This window comes from uncultured Rothia sp. (assembly GCF_937976295.1).
In the GTDB taxonomy this organism is placed as follows: Bacteria; Actinomycetota; Actinomycetes; order Actinomycetales; family Micrococcaceae; genus Rothia.
Genome location: NZ_CALJRY010000286.1, coordinates 1 through 15,618, shown reverse-complemented (window position 1 = coordinate 15,618; position 15,618 = coordinate 1). Strand labels below are relative to the sequence as shown.

The 15,618-nt window shown below is 59.3% G+C and carries 12 protein-coding genes, 2 tRNA genes and 1 pseudogene; 11 read left to right on the top strand and 4 right to left on the bottom strand.

Annotation, left to right across the window (positions count from 1 at the left end):
- Positions 1-2 precede the first annotated feature (2 nt).
- The 8 genes from Q0216_RS07665 (at position 3) to Q0216_RS07630 (ending at position 7,232) form a co-directional block, all read left to right on the top strand.
- Complete coding sequence (locus Q0216_RS07665; RefSeq protein WP_298594257.1) at positions 3-758, top strand: Fpg/Nei family DNA glycosylase; 756 nt, start codon at positions 3-5, stop codon at positions 756-758.
- Between the two features lie 81 nt (positions 759-839).
- Positions 840-910, top strand: a tRNA-Gly gene (locus tag Q0216_RS07660).
- 491 nt (positions 911-1,401) lie between these two features.
- A tRNA-Pro gene (locus tag Q0216_RS07655) sits at positions 1,402-1,476 on the top strand.
- 107 nt (positions 1,477-1,583) lie between these two features.
- Positions 1,584-2,885 (top strand): trigger factor, encoded by a 1,302-nt coding sequence (gene tig / locus Q0216_RS07650; RefSeq protein WP_298594256.1) that lies wholly within the window; start codon positions 1,584-1,586, stop codon positions 2,883-2,885.
- 289 nt (positions 2,886-3,174) lie between these two features.
- Complete coding sequence (locus tag Q0216_RS07645; RefSeq protein ID WP_005505718.1) at positions 3,175-3,828, top strand: ATP-dependent Clp protease proteolytic subunit; 654 nt, start codon at positions 3,175-3,177, stop codon at positions 3,826-3,828.
- 11 nt (positions 3,829-3,839) lie between these two features.
- Positions 3,840-4,523: an ATP-dependent Clp protease proteolytic subunit gene (locus Q0216_RS07640; RefSeq protein WP_298594254.1), complete on the top strand. Its 684-nt coding sequence runs from the start codon at positions 3,840-3,842 to the stop codon at positions 4,521-4,523.
- Positions 4,524-5,034: 511 nt separating this feature from the next.
- Complete coding sequence (gene clpX / locus Q0216_RS07635; RefSeq protein ID WP_298594252.1) at positions 5,035-6,402, top strand: ATP-dependent Clp protease ATP-binding subunit ClpX; 1,368 nt, start codon at positions 5,035-5,037, stop codon at positions 6,400-6,402.
- Positions 6,403-6,590: 188 nt separating this feature from the next.
- Positions 6,591-7,232 (top strand): DsbA family protein, encoded by a 642-nt coding sequence (locus Q0216_RS07630; protein ID WP_298594250.1) that lies wholly within the window; start codon positions 6,591-6,593, stop codon positions 7,230-7,232.
- 138 nt (positions 7,233-7,370) lie between these two features.
- Here the strand turns inward: Q0216_RS07630 and Q0216_RS07625 are convergent, their stop codons facing one another.
- The 4 genes from Q0216_RS07625 to Q0216_RS07610 form a co-directional block, all read right to left on the bottom strand.
- A complete protein-coding gene (locus Q0216_RS07625) occupies positions 7,371-8,933 on the bottom strand; it encodes an LssY C-terminal domain-containing protein (RefSeq protein ID WP_298594248.1) in 1,563 nt (520 codons plus the stop codon).
- Between the two features lie 194 nt (positions 8,934-9,127).
- Positions 9,128-9,529 (bottom strand): hypothetical protein, encoded by a 402-nt coding sequence (locus Q0216_RS07620; RefSeq protein WP_298594246.1) that lies wholly within the window; start codon positions 9,527-9,529, stop codon positions 9,128-9,130.
- 535 nt (positions 9,530-10,064) lie between these two features.
- Positions 10,065-12,797, bottom strand: a complete 2,733-nt coding sequence (gene valS / locus Q0216_RS07615; protein WP_070615895.1) for a valine--tRNA ligase — start codon at positions 12,795-12,797, stop codon at positions 10,065-10,067.
- A gap of 19 nt (positions 12,798-12,816) precedes the next feature.
- A complete protein-coding gene (locus Q0216_RS07610; protein ID WP_298594244.1) occupies positions 12,817-13,131 on the bottom strand; it encodes a hypothetical protein in 315 nt (104 codons plus the stop codon).
- 255 nt (positions 13,132-13,386) lie between these two features.
- Between Q0216_RS07610 and Q0216_RS07605 the strand changes: the two genes are divergently transcribed.
- The 3 genes and pseudogenes from Q0216_RS07605 to Q0216_RS07595 form a co-directional block, all read left to right on the top strand.
- Complete coding sequence (locus Q0216_RS07605) at positions 13,387-13,701, top strand: penicillin-binding protein (protein WP_298594242.1); 315 nt, start codon at positions 13,387-13,389, stop codon at positions 13,699-13,701.
- Between the two features lie 126 nt (positions 13,702-13,827).
- Positions 13,828-14,628, top strand: coding sequence for an SDR family oxidoreductase (locus Q0216_RS07600; protein WP_298594240.1), 801 nt, complete (start codon positions 13,828-13,830; stop codon positions 14,626-14,628).
- Positions 14,629-15,163: 535 nt separating this feature from the next.
- A pseudogene (locus tag Q0216_RS07595) lies at positions 15,164-15,618 on the top strand (peptidase); the annotation flags it as partial.

Here is a 15,618-nt window from a genome sequence, read left to right as displayed (position 1 = left end):
GCATTCTCAACGCATATGCGCACGGTAAGCATCTTTTCGTGCCCTTCAACAATGAGCTGACCCTCAACGTGCACCTTGGTATTTATGGAAACTGGAGCTTTGGAGGGGACGAAACCTTTACGGGTGCATCCAGCATAGGCGCACCCCGGAAGATCGGCGAAAAAGAATATACGGCGGGGGAGGCCGAAGAATATACCGGACCGCCCGCGCCGAAAGGCACTACCCGGTGCCGCATCGTTTCAGAACACGGTTGGGCTGACCTCGTTGGCCCCACTATCTGCCGAACCTTAAACCCAGACGAAGTTGCCCAGGTACGCGCCAAACTTGGGCCAGATCCTCTCAACACCGATGCAAATCCCGAACGTTTTTATGCAGCAGCCCGCAAAAGCTCAAGGCCTATCGGCGTGATCCTCATGGATCAGGCCGCTATCTCAGGCGTGGGCAATATTTTTCGTGCCGAATCGCTTTACCGCCAAGAAATAGATCCTCTTCGCCCCGGTAAAACTCTCACCGATGATGAGCTGAGTAGACTCTGGGAAGATAACAAACATCTGCTCACCATCGGCGTGCGTGTCGGCCGCATCATCACCACCGAACAAAAGGACCGCCCGGGAATCCATGAAACCGAAGCCTGGCCTGAGCATGCTAACTACGTTTACCAGCACCACGGAGAACCCTGCCCCCGATGCGGCACCACCATTCGTATGGAGGAAATCGCGGGCCGTAAACTCTATTGGTGCCCTGGATGCCAGAAATAGCGTTAGCTACGGTCCCTGCAAACGATGCGCGCCGAACTTGACAGTCTCCAGCACAGGCAGGTAATCTTATCTAGTTCTTGCGGGGATGTAGCTTAATGGTAAAGCCTCAGTCTTCCAAACTGATGACGCGGGTTCGATTCCCGTCATCCCCTCGGTATACATAAAACGCCTTGGTGCTTCGCACTGGGGCGTTTTCCTTATGCCGAGGATCTGAGGCGGGAATCGCTGACGGGCACGGATTTGGTGCCTCGTTTGCTCAGAATACGTACCCTTCAGCTCGTCACCCCCTCTCGGGAATAAAAAGATCTTAGTGTTTTCGCGCTGGGTTGTTTTACTGAAAGGACAAAACAGGGATCTCTTACAGGTTTTTTAATCTCTCGCCAAAGAGCCGATTGTATCCATCCTGGTATTGAATTAGAAAAATTCCTGAATACAAGGAGCCTATTTAACGCGGCAATCCGATGAGACTGGGACGTGCAGAAGCGTCTGAATAAGCCAGCATGCATGATAGATGGGCGTACTCAGATAATTCCTCAGAAAGACTTAAGGTTTTCGTGTTCTAAATTAGACATTCGAATGTTAGGCATTTATCCTTGTACACGGTAAACTTAAAAACCGAATGCCTAAAAGCATTCGCGTTTCACGGGGCGTGGCGTAGCTTGGCTAACGCGCCTGCTTTGGGAGCAGGAGATCGCAGGTTCGAATCCTGTCGCCCCGACGTGAAACGGTTGCCGCGACGCTATAAGGTCGTGGCGCTCTTTCCACTAAGCAACCGCGGCACACACGATTCGTGCCGCACCGAAACTATATGAGGAGATCACGGACGTGAAGACCGCCGTCGAGAAGCTCAACCCGACCCTCGCAAAGATTGAGGTCGAGGTTCCCTTCGCAGAATTCAAGCCCTACCTGGACCGCACCTACAAGAACCTCGCAGACCAGATCAGCGTTCCCGGCTTCCGCAAGGGTAAGCTGCCCAAGCAGCTCATCGAGCAGCGTGCGGGCTTCGACTACATCGTCGAGGCATCCCTGAACGACGCTCTGAACGACTACTACGCACAGGCACTGGGCGAGAACGAGCTCTCCCCCCTGGCGCAGCCCGAGCTGGACGTTCAGTCCCAGCCCTCCACCGAGAACCGTGAGGCAGACGTCAAGCTGACCATCACCGTCACCGTCCGCCCCGAAATCGAGCTGCCCAACTACGAGGGCCTCGAGGTTGAGGTTGACGAGGTAGAGGTCACCGCTGAGGACGAGGTTCAGGCACTGGACGCTCTGCGTGAGCGCTTCGGCACCCTGAATACCGTTGAGCGCCCCGCAGCTGACAAGGACTTCGTGACCATTGACATCGCCGCAGAAATCGACGGCGAGCAGGTAGACGCAGCAAACGACCTGTCCTACCAGATTGGTTCCGGCACCATGCTCGACGGCATCGACGAGGCTCTGACCGGCCTGTCCGCTGGCGAGGATGCAACCTTCGAGACCAAGCTCTCCGGTGGCGAGCACGCAGGCGAGCAGGCAACCATCAAGGTCAAGCTCTCCGCAGTCAAGGAGCGCGAGCTGCCCGAAGCTGACGACGAGTTCGCACAGCTGGCTTCCGAGTTCGACACCATCGAAGAGCTGAAGGAAGACATCAAGAAGCAGGTTGCAGAAGCTAAGGTTGCCGAGCAGGGCACCCAGGCACGCGACAAGGTCCTCGCAAAGCTCGTTGAGCTCGTTGAGATCCCCGTCCCCGAGAAGGTTATCGAGGACCAGCTCGAGCAGCACTTCAACAACCCCAACGCTGAAGCAGGCCACGACACCGAGGAGCACCGCGCCGAGGTTCGCGAGAACACCGAGACCGCATTCAAGAACGAGATGGTTCTCGACGCTGTTGCGGACAAGGAAGAAGTGACCGTTGACCAGGCTGAGATGATCAACTACATCATCACCATGAGCTCCCAGTACGGCATGGACCCCAACCAGTTCGCACAGATGCTGGACGGCTCCGGCCAGGCTGGCGCACTGGTCGGCGAGGTTCGCCGCTCCAAGGCTCTGGCAGCAGTGCTGAAGACCGCAGTGGTCAAGGACACCAAGGGCAACGTTGTTGACCTGTCCAAGTACCTGGGCGAGGGCGAAGAGGCAGCTGCCTAAATCCCCGCCACGGTCTGCAAGAAGCCACCCCGCTAGAGGGCGTGAGCTGATTGCGTAAAACGTGTAGCCTCAGCGGGCATCCACCGAGTTACCGGTTGGGTGCCCGCTGAGGCTCTTTTCACCCCCGGCTATTCCGCCTCTGCTTCACCCCCTGGCGAACGAACAACCCGAAGGGAAGCGGGGGAGAGCAACTATCGGTAAGGTAGTAGCAACGAAACTTTTCGCGTGCGCTCCGGCGCGTAAATCGCGCAAAGATGCAGCGAAGACCCATTAGAGAAGAAGAGGAAGAATGTCCAGCTACATGCCTCTGCCCATCGGCGCCTCCCAGGCAGCCGGCGTGGCGCCCGCGCCGTCTATGGCAACCCCCATCGTTGGTGCCCAGGAAGATTACGTCTACAACAGCCTCCTGAAGGAGCGCATTATCTGGCTCGGCTCCGAGGTGCGCGACTCCAACGCTAACCTCATCTGCTCCCAGATGTTGCTGCTCTCGGCTGAAGACCCCGAGGCAGACATCTACCTGTACATCAACTCTCCCGGCGGCTCCGTCACCGCTGGCATGGCTATCTACGACACCATGCAGCTCATCCCGAACGACGTGGTGACCGTGGTGACCGGTATGGCAGCATCCATGGGTCAGTTCCTGCTCACCGCAGGCACCATCGGCAAGCGCTACGCAACCCCGAACGCCCGCATCCTCATGCACCAGCCCCTCGGCGGCATCGGCGGTACCGCATCGGATATCCGCACCCAGGCTGAGCTGATTCTGGACATGAAGAAGCGCCTGGCAGAGATCACCGCTGAGCGCACCGGCAAGAGCCTGGAAACCATCCTGAAGGATAACGACCGCGACAACTGGTTCAACGCGGAAGAAGGCCTGGAATACGGCTTCTTCGACCACATTGCCACCACCGCCGGTAAGCTGCCCGAATCGAAGAACGCATAAGGGAGATGCACATGAACTACCTGCCGAACGATATCACCACCTCGGCGCCGGCTATGCCGAGCAACCGCTACGTGCTCCCCAGCTTCGAGGAGCGCACCCCCTACGGTTACAAGCGTCAGGACCCGTACGCAAAGCTGTTCGAGGACCGCATCATCTTCCTGGGCACCCAGGTGGACGACGCATCCGCTGACGACGTCATGGCTCAGCTGCTGGTGCTGGAGGCGCAGGACCCCGAGCGTGACATCACCCTGTACATCAACTCGCCCGGCGGCTCCTTCACCGCAATGACCGCCATCTACGACACCATGCAGTTCATCCGCCCCGAGATTCAGACCGTGTGCCTGGGTCAGGCGGCATCCGCTGCGGCGGTTCTGCTGGCTGCCGGTACCCCCGGCAAGCGTCTGGCGCTGCCGAACGCTCGCGTGCTGATTCACCAGCCCGCGCTGAGCGGCCAGCAGGGCGGTCAGGCATCTGACATTGAGATTCACGCGAACGAGGTTATGCGTATGCGTGAGTGGACTGCACAGACTCTGGCGCTGCACTCGGGCAAGACCTACGAGGAAGTTGACCGTTCCATTGAGCGTGACAACATTCTGACCGCGGCTGCTGCCCTGGAGTACGGCCTGGTCGATAAGGTGCTGGAGTCGCGTAAGCTGCGTAAGCCTGCGACCAACACCGCTATTTCCCACACCTAAAGTTTTGAGGAATATCCCCGAATATTTTTCGGGGGAGGGGCGGCATCGTGCCGTGTGCGAGCCTTCGGGCTGGTGCGCGGTGCGGTGCCGCCCTTTTTGCGCCCTCTGATTTGTGCCTGCTGTTTTGTGCCCACTGTTTTGTACCCGCTGGGTGGGTTGCGGTGAGACCAGCTGATATGTGGTGTTGACCTGCGCTTTTGTGCCGGGCTTTATTATCTGCCGGGCATCATCTGCCGGTCTTTACCGTCACATGCCGGAGTGTCAGCCCCCGCCGCCGTCATAAAAGACGCGCTTTGTCATATGCCCGGTAAGTCCGTCCATTTGCGGTGCGTAATTCTGAGTTCCGGGGTGAACTCCGGTAGCCTTAGAGAAGGAGAAAATTAGAGTATTTCATACCGGTTTCTCACTCAAACCAGGGCGCCACCACCGCCCCTCCTGAGAAATCACCGCAGACATCAGAACACTGACCCTTCTGCATCGATTTCACCACGCCGATCGAAAGGGAATCTTCGTGGCCACAGACGTCATTGTGCCTCCCGAACAGCCCAACGCCAGCATGCGATGCTCTTTCTGCAAGAAGACTCGCGCGCAGGTTTTCAAGATTGTGCTCGGCCCGAACGTTTCCATCTGCGATGAATGCGTGGAACTGTGCGAAGAGATTCTCGCTGAAGAGCGTCTGAAGGTGAAAGCCCCCGCGGCTGCCCCCGCGCCTCAGCTGGCTACTCCGCGCGAAATTTACAGCTACCTCAACGACTACGTCATCGGTCAGGACGCGGCGAAGCGCACCCTGGCGGTGGCGGTGTACAACCACTACAAGCGCATCCACGATATTGATAACCCGGTGTTGACCTCCCGCATTCTTTCGGCGACCGCGGGGGAGCAGGTGGAGCTGGGCAAGTCGAATATTTTGATGCTCGGCCCGACCGGTTGCGGTAAAACCTACCTGGCGGCAACCCTGGCGAAGAAGCTGGATGTGCCCTTCGCGCTGGTCGACGCAACCACCCTCACCGAGGCGGGCTACGTGGGTGACGACGTGGAGAACATTCTGCTGCGCCTCATCAACGCCGCTGACGGCGATATTGCCAAGGCTCAGCGCGGCATCATCTACATTGACGAAATCGACAAGATTGCCCGCAAGGGTGGTGAGAACCTCTCCATCACCCGTGACGTGTCCGGTGAGGGCGTGCAGCAGGCGCTGCTGAAGATTATTGAGGGCACCGTGGCGACTGTACCCCCGGAGGGCGGACGCAAGCATCCGGCGCACGCGAACCTTGAGATTGATACCTCGAACATTCTCTTTATCGTGGCCGGTGCCTTCGACAATATTGACGACCGCATCGCAGCCCGCGTGGGTGCCGGCGGCATCGGTTTCGGTGCCGAGCTGGGCGGTTCCGTGAAGAACCCGCTGGACCAGATCATGCCCGAGGACCTGGCGCACTACGGCATCATCCCCGAGCTGATTGGCCGCCTGCCGGTCATCTCGACCCTGAGCGAGCTCAATGAAGAAGAGCTGGCTCGCGTGCTGACCGAACCGAAGAACGCGCTGCTCAAGCAGTACCGTCACCTCTTCGCCCTGGACGGCGTGGAGCTCATCATCGACGACGCAGCAGTCGCCGCTATTGCCCGCCTCGCCGCCGAGCGCGGTACCGGTGCCCGCGGCCTGCGTTCCATGATGGAGCAGATTCTGCAGCCGATTATGTTCGACATCCCGGACCGCACCGACGTGGTGTCCATCGTCATTGGGGAGGACACCGTGCTCAACGGCACGGAACCCCGCTACGTGCTGCAGGCGCCCGAGCCTGAAGCCGAGACCACCCGCACCGTCAAGGGGGAGGCGAAGGCCGTCTCCCTCAAGGAAGCGGACCGTCAGGCGGCATAACCGAATACTTCCAGCCGACAGGCTAGGGAATAAAGAAGCCGTCGCCCCGGTCATACGGGGTGACGGCTCACTAGCAGGTACCGCTCTCGTTGGCATGTCCTGAAGAGCGTGTCTTGAAGAGCGTGTACCGAAGAATAAGCGCCGGCTCATAGAAGCGGCTGGCGCAACCGTATGAGAGAGGAACACTCATGGCTGAGAACGCACCCGCACAGGTTGATTTCTGGTTTGACCCGATCTGCCCCTGGTGCTGGATTACCTCCCGCTGGATTGGTGAGGTGCAGAAGGTCCGCAACGTTGAGGTGACCTGGCGCCCCTTCTCCCTGTCCATGCACAACCAGGGCCGCGAGCTGCCCGCCGACTACCAGACAATGATGGACCAGTCCTGGGCACCGACCCGCCTTATCACCGCTGTGCGTGAGTTGCACGGCAACGAGGTCATCAAGCCCCTCTACGACGCTCTGGGCGAGCAGATTCACCACAACAGCAACAAGGCTGATTCCTACCGCGACGCAATCGTCAAGGCGCTGGCGGAGGTCAACCTGCCCGAAGAGCTGGCGGATGTCGCCTTCACCGATCAGTACGATGCGCAGATGCGCGCCTCCCTGGACCTGGCGCTGGAGACCGTGGGCGGCACCGACATCGGTGTTCCGCTGATTTCTATCAACGGCACCGCTTTCTTCGGCCCGGTCATCTCCCCGAGCCCTGCCGGTGAAGAGGCAGGTAAGCTCTTCGACGGCGCCCTGGCGCTGGCTTCCTACCCCGGCTTCTTTGAGCTGAAGCGCCCCCGTACCGTGGGCCCGATTTTCCACGGTGAAAACGGCGAAGCCTAAGAATCCGTACAATGCGCGCAGGCTCGGTAGAGTCTGCGGCAGCAGAGCATAAAAGTACCGCCCGGTCATGTACTGACCGGGCGGTATTTTTCTATTCACTATGTTGCCCCGAAGCGTGCAATCCTTGAAGCGTGCTAGCTACGCGCGGTGAGCGCGGCTCGCAGCAGCCTTGCCTGCTTTCTGTGCTTTGCATGCCTTCTGCGCCTTGCGCTGAGCCCTGTGCTCGAGAACCTTCGGGTGCGTTGCGCGTTGCACAATCTTTGTATCACGCATATGGAAGGTGCGGGTTGCCGTGTACTGGACCGCAGCATCCGAGGTGAACGCCAACATGGCAAACACGGCAACGCCCAGCTGGAAGAAAATCGTGGACAGCGGCAAGGACTGGTGCCCCCACAGCACACCGCCAGTAATCGCCGCGAAGCTCAGCGCAGTCAACAGCAGAGCCAGCCGGCGAGCCTTCGACGAGCCGCGCAGCGTGCTCCACAGTAGGAACAGGTGCACCGCCGAATAAATCGCCACAAAACCAACCAGCACCGTACCGGTAATGGTCATCAGCACGTCGCTATCTGCCTGATCGAAGAGGTTCAGCAACTCAATGTCGTTGCCCGAGCCATCCTCCAACAGCTCGGCGCGCAGTGCTGGGCGGCTGAGCGCCAGAATGATGCTGTTGATAATGTCTGCGAGGGTCACGGCAATGAGCATACCCGAACCGACCAGCAGACTCAGCGGCATGCGGTACGCCAGGTCGTGCGCGCTAGAGAGGTGAATTTCTTCCTGCTCCTGCGGCTCCAGTCCCTCATTGTTCAGCACGATAACCGGGAACGCCCCGTCCGTGCGAATCGCGTCGCCGCCGCCGTTACGGGCGTGGTAGCCGGAGGAAAAATCGTGCAGAATCTCAACGTGAGTTTCCGGGTGGGCGTACTGAATGGACTCCACAATGTAGTCGCGTTCAAAGTCGGTTTCAGCGTCAATGCGGTGCGTGACCTGCAGGGTGAAGAAGCTGAAACCCACACCGGAGTCGTACGTGCCCGCCGCCAACCAATCCACCCGGTGACCGCCCGGTAACAACCAGCCGTCCGGGGTTTTCCAAAAGCGCACGTGGTGGCGTTTCTCGGGGTTGCCGTCTACTTCCTGCTGGTAGGCGAAATCCTGCGTCCTGCCAAAAATTTTCAGCGGGGAGACCGGCGCCTCCGCGTAGGAACGGCGGGTGATGGTGGAGAGAATAATTTTCCAGGAGGAGACGAGGGTGACGTCGTCAGCGCGGGTCCATCCCGCATTCTGCATGACCTGGTGAATCTGCTCCTCGGTACCAATCAAACCGATATTGACCGGGTCGCCGAGCAGGCCGTCCGGGGTGCGGGTGCGCCCAATAAAGTAGTCGGGCACGTAGATGCGGGTCATGATGGCGTGAAAACGCGGTAGCGTCAGGTACGCGGTGACCGCCCAGAAAATGAAAGCGATGGGCACGCCCCAAAAAGAGTGGCCGACCGTATTCGCCAGAATCATGATGGTCAGTACGAGGGCCGCGATGCCGGCGAAGATGAAGAAGAGAGTGTCCCAGAAATTGACCCAGAAACTACGCGGGACGAGGTCTTGCGACTCGCCGCGCGTGTCAATATCACCACGGTAGACCGGTGGCGAGGTAACTGGGGGAGCGACGTCGCTACGTATAGGCCGCAGGACGCGTTTTTGGTGGGACATTCCCGCCCTTTCTGCAACATAGTGAGGGTCTTTGAATATCCATAACTATAGCAAGGGGCAGAATGTGCGAAGTATGCATTCCGGGCAGGGCTTAATCGCTTGGCTCGATTGCCCTGCCGCAGAAAAACGCGGTACCAACGCGGGGCGTTGGCGTTGCCGCGTGAAAGAAATCGTGACAGAAATATAGGGTGACCCTACTCGGGGAGGGGCTTAGCCTCAACCGCGGCACGTGCCGCCGCAATGGAGCTTTCGTGGTGCAACATATCGCGGCTTTCACGCATGAGGCGCACCCACTTGCGGGTCAGCTCTTCGAGCCGCTGAGCGTTCAAAGAGCCGGAGGCGATGCTCGCCTCATCGGCTGCGGCGCTGGTGGAAATATGCTGATGCCACAGCTCGTACACTTCGTTGGCGTAGCTGGTACGTAGCGTCTGGGCGTGCTCACGCGCCTGGCTGATGTATTCGTTGAGGCTCGTGTGGTAGTGCTGAAGCTGATCGGGGGAAATGTTCGCTTGCGCTCCTGGCGGTGAGCTCGGGGTGGAGCTCTGCCTCGCGTGCGGGTTATCGGGGGAACCGGAAGGTAATGAGTGTGAAGTCATGAGGATATAGGGTGCGCCTACTCTGGCACGGGGTTAGAGCCGGGTGGCATCACTGCCCCTGGCCGGTTGGGTTCTTGTCGTGCGGTTGGGCGGTTATGTCTAGGTTCGTACCGGTGGTTTGTCTGTTGCTGAAGTTGAATAGAGGGTTGCTCCTGACGATAAAACCCTCGCATCAACAATCATACATAAGTGACAGTCAATCTCATAAGGTTGATTATGCTCTTTGCACATTGATGAATATAAAAATGGGTTGGAAATCCCGCAGAATCCCCACAGGCCAGCAAGCTAAAACCCACATCGTTGGGGGAGGCGCTGGCGAAGACTCTCAGAGGGCTTGATCAGGCATCCACGGGCGCAGCTTGAACAAAGCCCATAGTCAGAGCCCTAGAAGTCAGCCGCCGGGGCCTCACACCCGGCGAGCTGCAACGAACCGCAGGCACAAAAAACGGGGCGGTACCGTCAATCGGTACCGCCCCGTCCTCAACGCCCAAGTAGCGTCATAAATTTAAGCGAGAAACGCTCAATTTAGGCGAAATTACTCAGCTGCTTCTTCCACAACGAGCACAACATCGCGAACCTCCAGCTCGCCCTCAGCCGCCACCAGGGACAGCTCACGAGCGTTACCGGCAGCCTTCAGATCAGCCATGCCAGCGGCAATGCGATCCAGCTGAGCCTGCGGAGCCGCAATAGTAGCGGACTCAACCTCGGTGCGCTGCTTAACCTTCGCGTCGCTCTTAGCCTTACGCAGACCACCCAGAGCCTCAGCAACATCCGGCAGAATCTGCTTCAGCGACTCAATCTGAGCCGGGTCAGCGTCCGCCAGGACCCACTGAGCAGAAATGCCAGCAGTCGGGTTCTGTGCAGAGTACTCAGCCAGCAGGGTGCCTTCCAGAATGGGCAGTGCCTGCGGCCACTCGGCGCGGTGTACGCTACCTGCACGCCACCAGGACCAAATCTCTTCGGTCACGAACGGCAGGAAGGGCGCGAACAGGCGCAGCAGAGCATCCAGGGTGGTTGCCAGAGCCGCCAGAACAGAAGCCTGCTCCTCCTCGCCGCGTGCACCGTACGCACGGTCCTTAATCAGCTCAACGAAGTCGTCGGTGAAGGACCAGAAGAAGCTCTCGCAAATCTGCAGGGCACGAGCGTACTCGTACTTCTCGAATGCGGCGGTTGCTTCCTCAATCAGGTATGCCAGGCGAGCCAGCAGGGAGCGGTCCAGGGCGTTGATGAGCACGCGACCCTGAGCCTGAGAAGTGATGACGGACTTCTCGGTAGCGCCCAGGTTCAGCACGAACTTGGATGCGTTCAGCAGCTTGATGGCAAGGCGGCGGCCAATCTTCATCTGGCCTTCGTCGTAGGCGGTGTCAGCACCCAGGCGAGCGGAAGCAGCCCAGTAGCGCACAGCGTCCGAACCATACTTCTCCAGAACCTCGTTGGGGACCACAACGTTGCCCTTAGACTTGGACATCTTCTTGCGGTCCGGGTCGAGAATCCAGCCGGAGAGCGCGGTGTTGTACCACGGCACGGAGGAAGCCAGGGTCTCCGCGCGAACAGCGGTGGAGAACAACCAGGTGCGGATAATGTCGTGACCCTGCGGGCGCAGATCCATGGGGAAGGTCTTCGCGTGCAGGTCCGGGTTCACGCCCCAACCGGTCGCAATCTGCGGGGTCAGGGAGGAGGTAGCCCAGGTGTCCAGAACGTCCGGGTCAGCGATGAAGCCGCCCGCTACGCCGCGCTGATCCTCGGTGTAACCGGGAGCAGCCTGAGATGCGGGGTCAACCGGCAGCATGTCCTCAGAAGGCAGAATCGGGTTCTCGTAGTCCGGCTCACCCTCAGCGTCCAGCGGGTACCAGACGGGGAAGGGAACGCCGAAGAAACGCTGGCGAGAAATCAGCCAGTCGCCGTTCAGACCCTCAACCCAGTTCTCGTAGCGGCTACGCATGAAGGAGGGGTACCAGTTCATCTCACGGCCGCGCTCGATGAGCTTCTCGCGGCGTGCAGCGTCACGGCCACCGTTGCGGATGTACCACTGGCGGGAAGCCACGATTTCGAGGGGCTTGTCGCCCTTTTCGTAGAACTTCACGGGGTGGGTAATCGGCTTGGGGTCGCCGTCCATTTCGCCAGCCTCGACCAGCATTTCCACGACGGTCTTCTGTGCGGTGAAGACGGTGGCGCCTGCCATGCGCTCGTAGCGCTCGCGACCCTCGGCGGAGGTGATCCACTCGGGGGTTTCGCGGGAGAAGCGGCCGTCGCGACCGATGAGGGCGCGGGTGTCCAGCTGCAGTTCACGCCACCAGGTGACGTCGGTGGTGTCGCCGAAGGTACAAATCATGGCGATACCGGCACCCTTGTCGGGCTGTGCCAGCGGGTGCGCCTTGATCTCGACCTCAACGCCGAACAGCGGGGAGGTGACGGTGGTGCCGAACAGCGGCTTGTAACGCTCGTCGTCCGGGTGCGCCACGAGAGCCACGCAGGAGGGCAGCAGTTCGGGGCGGGTGGTCTCAATCCAGACCTTCTCGCCGTTGGGGCGGTGGAAGCTGATGCGGTGGTACGCGCCGGGGCGTTCCTTGTCTTCCAGCTCAGCCTGTGCCACTGCGGTGCGGAAGGTGACGTCCCACATGGTCGGTGCTTCAGCCATGTAGGCGTTGCCTGCTTCCAGGTCCTTCAGGAAGGCGAGCTGGGAGACCTTGCGGGAGTGCGCGTCGATGGTGCGGTAGGTGCGCGACCAGTCAACGGACAGGCCGAGGGTGGTGAAGAGGTTTTCGAAGACCTTTTCGTCTTCAACCGCGAGCTCTTCACAGAGTTCAATGAAGTTGTTGCGGGAGATGCGCGGCCACTTTGCCTGGCTACGGTCGGGCTTGGGGGTGCCGTCTGCCTTCCAGGTGATCAGGTCACGGAAGGAGTCGTTGTCTGCCACGGAGGGGTCGCAGAGAACACCGTAGTAGTTCTGAACGCGGCGTTCGGTGGGCAGGCCGTTGTCATCCCAGCCGAGGGGGTAGAACACGTTCTTGCCGGTCATGCGCTGGTAGCGTGCAATGACGTCGGTCTGGGTGTAGGAGAACATGTGACCCACGTGCAGGGAGCCGGATGCGGTCGGCGGCGGGGTGTCGATGGAGTAGACCTGTTCGCGAGTGGTGTTCTCGTCGAATGCGTAGGTCTTCTCGTCGGCCCAGCGCTGCGAGAGCTTCTCTTCGAGGCCTTCGAGGGCGGGGCGGTCGGGAACGTTAATCTGTACGGGCGAGTCTGAGCCCAAAATGTTTTCAGCCATAACGGCTATTTTCTCATATTCACGGCATTCTCTCAGCTCCAGGGGAATTCTGCGCTGCGCTGTGCTGTTCGTACCGCTCGATGGCGGCTTCTAAACGTGCCAGGAGGCGCCGGTACCGGCGTGCGAACTGCGCCCTGCGTGCTGCGGCGCGTACCCCGGAGGAGGCGGTGAGTTCCTGCCAGCTGGCGGGGTCGAGGTAGCTCTGCCCGAGCAGCAGATGCACCTCAGAACTGTAGGGGGTTCCGGTGGCGGCACGGATGCGCCGCGCCCTCTGCTGGAGCGTTTGGCGCTGCTCGTGTAGTGCGGTGATGCGCTGGCGTGGTGTTGCTGTCATGTGGGGGTTCCTATAGGAGGAGTAATCGGCGGTTCAGCGGAAAACTCAGTGGTAAGTTCAGCGGCAAACTCAATGGAAAACGGCAATGGGGGAGAGCCCCTAAAATACTGCCCTCGGTCATCTGCAGTGTAGGCGCGAAAATCTGCGGTATCAACAGTGACAGTATCAATAGTGACAGTATCAACAGCCGGTGAATCCTTCTCAGCGGCGCGGCGGCGGCGTAGACTGAAAGTACACGACCTTTGAGGAGTTGCCATGAGTTCTCTGAGTATTTTCGGTTTGGGCACGTCTGAAACTGTTCTGCTGATACTGCACCTGGTGCTGGTTGCGTTGTGCATCTGGCATTTGACGGTGAGTAGCGGTTACGGCGAGGCGCGCATGCGTTTCGTGTTGCCTCTGATTGTGTTCATGCCGGGCGCTGCGGTTCTTTACCTGCTTTCGGCGCGTGAGGGTACGGTCCCTCCGGACACCATCAAGACCGGTAGTAGCTCGCCCGTATATTTTGAGCACCGCCTCGGGTTCCGTGACGGTGGTAGGAGCCGTTGGGGTCTGCCTCGCCGCCGCAAGTAGCGGCTTGACGGGGCGCCGGGCGGTTGTGGCGCCGGAACCTATCTCACTATCGAAAATTTCAAAATATATGCCCGCGAGTCTGCTCGATCAGAGCACCCGCGGGCATCGCTCTACTAGGATTAAAGTATGACTGAGAACACCCACATTCCTGCATCTCCTTTTCTGCCTCATACTGGCGACGGCAAAGTTGCCGTGGTGACCGGTGCATCCAGCGGTATTGGTCGTGCCACCGTACAGCAGCTGGTAGCAACCGGCTGGACCGTCTACGCTCTGGCGCGTCGCACCGACCGCCTGTACACCCTCTACGCGGAGACCGGCGCTCACCCGGTCACCTGCGACGTGACCGACGAACATTCCGTGCGCTTCGTTGCCGAGCAGATTCTGGAAGAGCAGGGAACCATTGACGCCCTGGTCAATATTGCCGGCGGCGCTATTGGCGTGGATAAGGTTGCTGACGGCAAGCCTGCCGATTATTTGAAGATGTACCAGATGAATGTGCTCGGCATCCTGCACATGGTTCGCGCCTACGCGGAGGCGCTGCGACTGAATGGCCACGGCACGATCCTGAACCTGACCTCCACCGCCGCCGAGCACGGCTACGAGGGCGGCGCCGGATACAACGCGGCAAAGTTTGGCGCTCGCGGTCTGACCGAGGCGCTGCGCCTGGAAGAGGCCGAGAACAATATTCGCGTGATTGAGATTTGCCCGGGCATGGTGCACACCGAGGAGTTCTCTCTGAACCGCCTGGGTTCTAAGGAGGCGGCTGACCGTGTTTATGCGGGCGTTGAGAAGCCTTTGACTGCCGAGGATGTGGCGCAGACCGTGACCTTTGCGTTGAACGTTCCGCACCACGTGAACCTTGACCGTATTACGATTCGCCCGGTGGCTCAGCCCAGCCAATTCAAGGTGATTCGTAGGGAGAGCTAAGCTTTGCGCTCTTGCGCTCGCTGATGCGGGGGTCATGATGCGTGCCTCGCCTGCATTCCTGATTCTTGGGATGCGGGCGAGGCTTTTTGCTGGTGCGCCAGGAGGCCTGGGATTTGTGTGGAGTGCCTGCCGTGCCGGGTGGGAATAAGTGGGGGAGAGGTATCAAGGAGTGCTTGATAGAACTATAAAGTGGTACGTGAGACTTTAAGGTTCACTGTGGTGAAATAGCCGAGGTGAAATTATCTATGGAAAGTATCATATTTTCTTCAAATGCAATCAAAATGTAGGGTTGCCGGTGTTCAGATGTCAGTATATGACCGCAAAACACCATAATTGGTCTGTATTAACCCTCAACTTGGGGGGTGTTTTTATAACGATTTCATTACAGTTGCTTAAAGTGGGCATTAAGAGGGCAGAAGACCCAGGGTCGGGTGTTAGCCTTTTAGCAGTCACACCCGCATGTGAATCTGCCTGCCCCTCAAAGACGGAGGGCACCGCGTAGGTTCACCACCGATAATTCAGAGATCGAGGAAAAATGTCGAAGACTACCCGTCGCGTTTACAAGATCGCAGCTGCGGCAGCTTTTACTGCCGGTTCTGTGGCGGCAATCCCGGCAACCTTTGCGGCAGAAGCACCCGCCGATCAGCAGCAGCAGGTTGTTGATCAGAAGGCAACCGCCCAGGCTTCTTCCCTGCCTGGCGGCAACGCAACCGAGACCCCCAAGGCTGAGGCTCCGAAGACCGAAGCGCCTAAGGCAGAGGCAACTGAAGCACCTAAGGCTGAGGCAACCGAGGCTCCTAAGGCTGAGGCACCGAAGACCGAAGCTCCTAAGGCAGAGGCAACTGAAGCACCTAAGGCAGAGACTCCCAAGGCTGAAGCACCTAAGGCTGAGGCTACCGAGGCTCCGAAGACCGAAGCTCCTAAGGCTGAGGCTACCGAGGCTCCCAAGGCTGAGACTCCTGCCCCCACCGCTCCTGCAACCCCCGAGCC

Excerpts from the sequence above, each read along its gene's own strand:
- valS (WP_070615895.1), bottom strand. The coding sequence starts at position 12,797 with ATGGCTGAAAACATTTTGGGCTCAGACTCGCCCGTACAGATTAACGTT.
- Q0216_RS07625 (WP_298594248.1), bottom strand. The coding sequence starts at position 8,933 with ATGTCCCACCAAAAACGCGTCCTGCGGCCTATACGTAGCGACGTCGCT.
- Q0216_RS07620 (WP_298594246.1), bottom strand. The coding sequence starts at position 9,529 with ATGACTTCACACTCATTACCTTCCGGTTCCCCCGATAACCCGCACGCG.
- Q0216_RS07630 (WP_298594250.1), top strand. The coding sequence starts at position 6,591 with ATGGCTGAGAACGCACCCGCACAGGTTGATTTCTGGTTTGACCCGATC.
- Q0216_RS07610 (WP_298594244.1), bottom strand. The coding sequence starts at position 13,131 with ATGACAGCAACACCACGCCAGCGCATCACCGCACTACACGAGCAGCGC.
- Q0216_RS07640 (WP_298594254.1), top strand. The coding sequence starts at position 3,840 with ATGAACTACCTGCCGAACGATATCACCACCTCGGCGCCGGCTATGCCG.
- Q0216_RS07645 (WP_005505718.1), top strand. The coding sequence starts at position 3,175 with ATGTCCAGCTACATGCCTCTGCCCATCGGCGCCTCCCAGGCAGCCGGC.
- Q0216_RS07600 (WP_298594240.1), top strand. The coding sequence starts at position 13,828 with ATGACTGAGAACACCCACATTCCTGCATCTCCTTTTCTGCCTCATACT.
- Q0216_RS07605 (WP_298594242.1), top strand. The coding sequence starts at position 13,387 with ATGAGTTCTCTGAGTATTTTCGGTTTGGGCACGTCTGAAACTGTTCTG.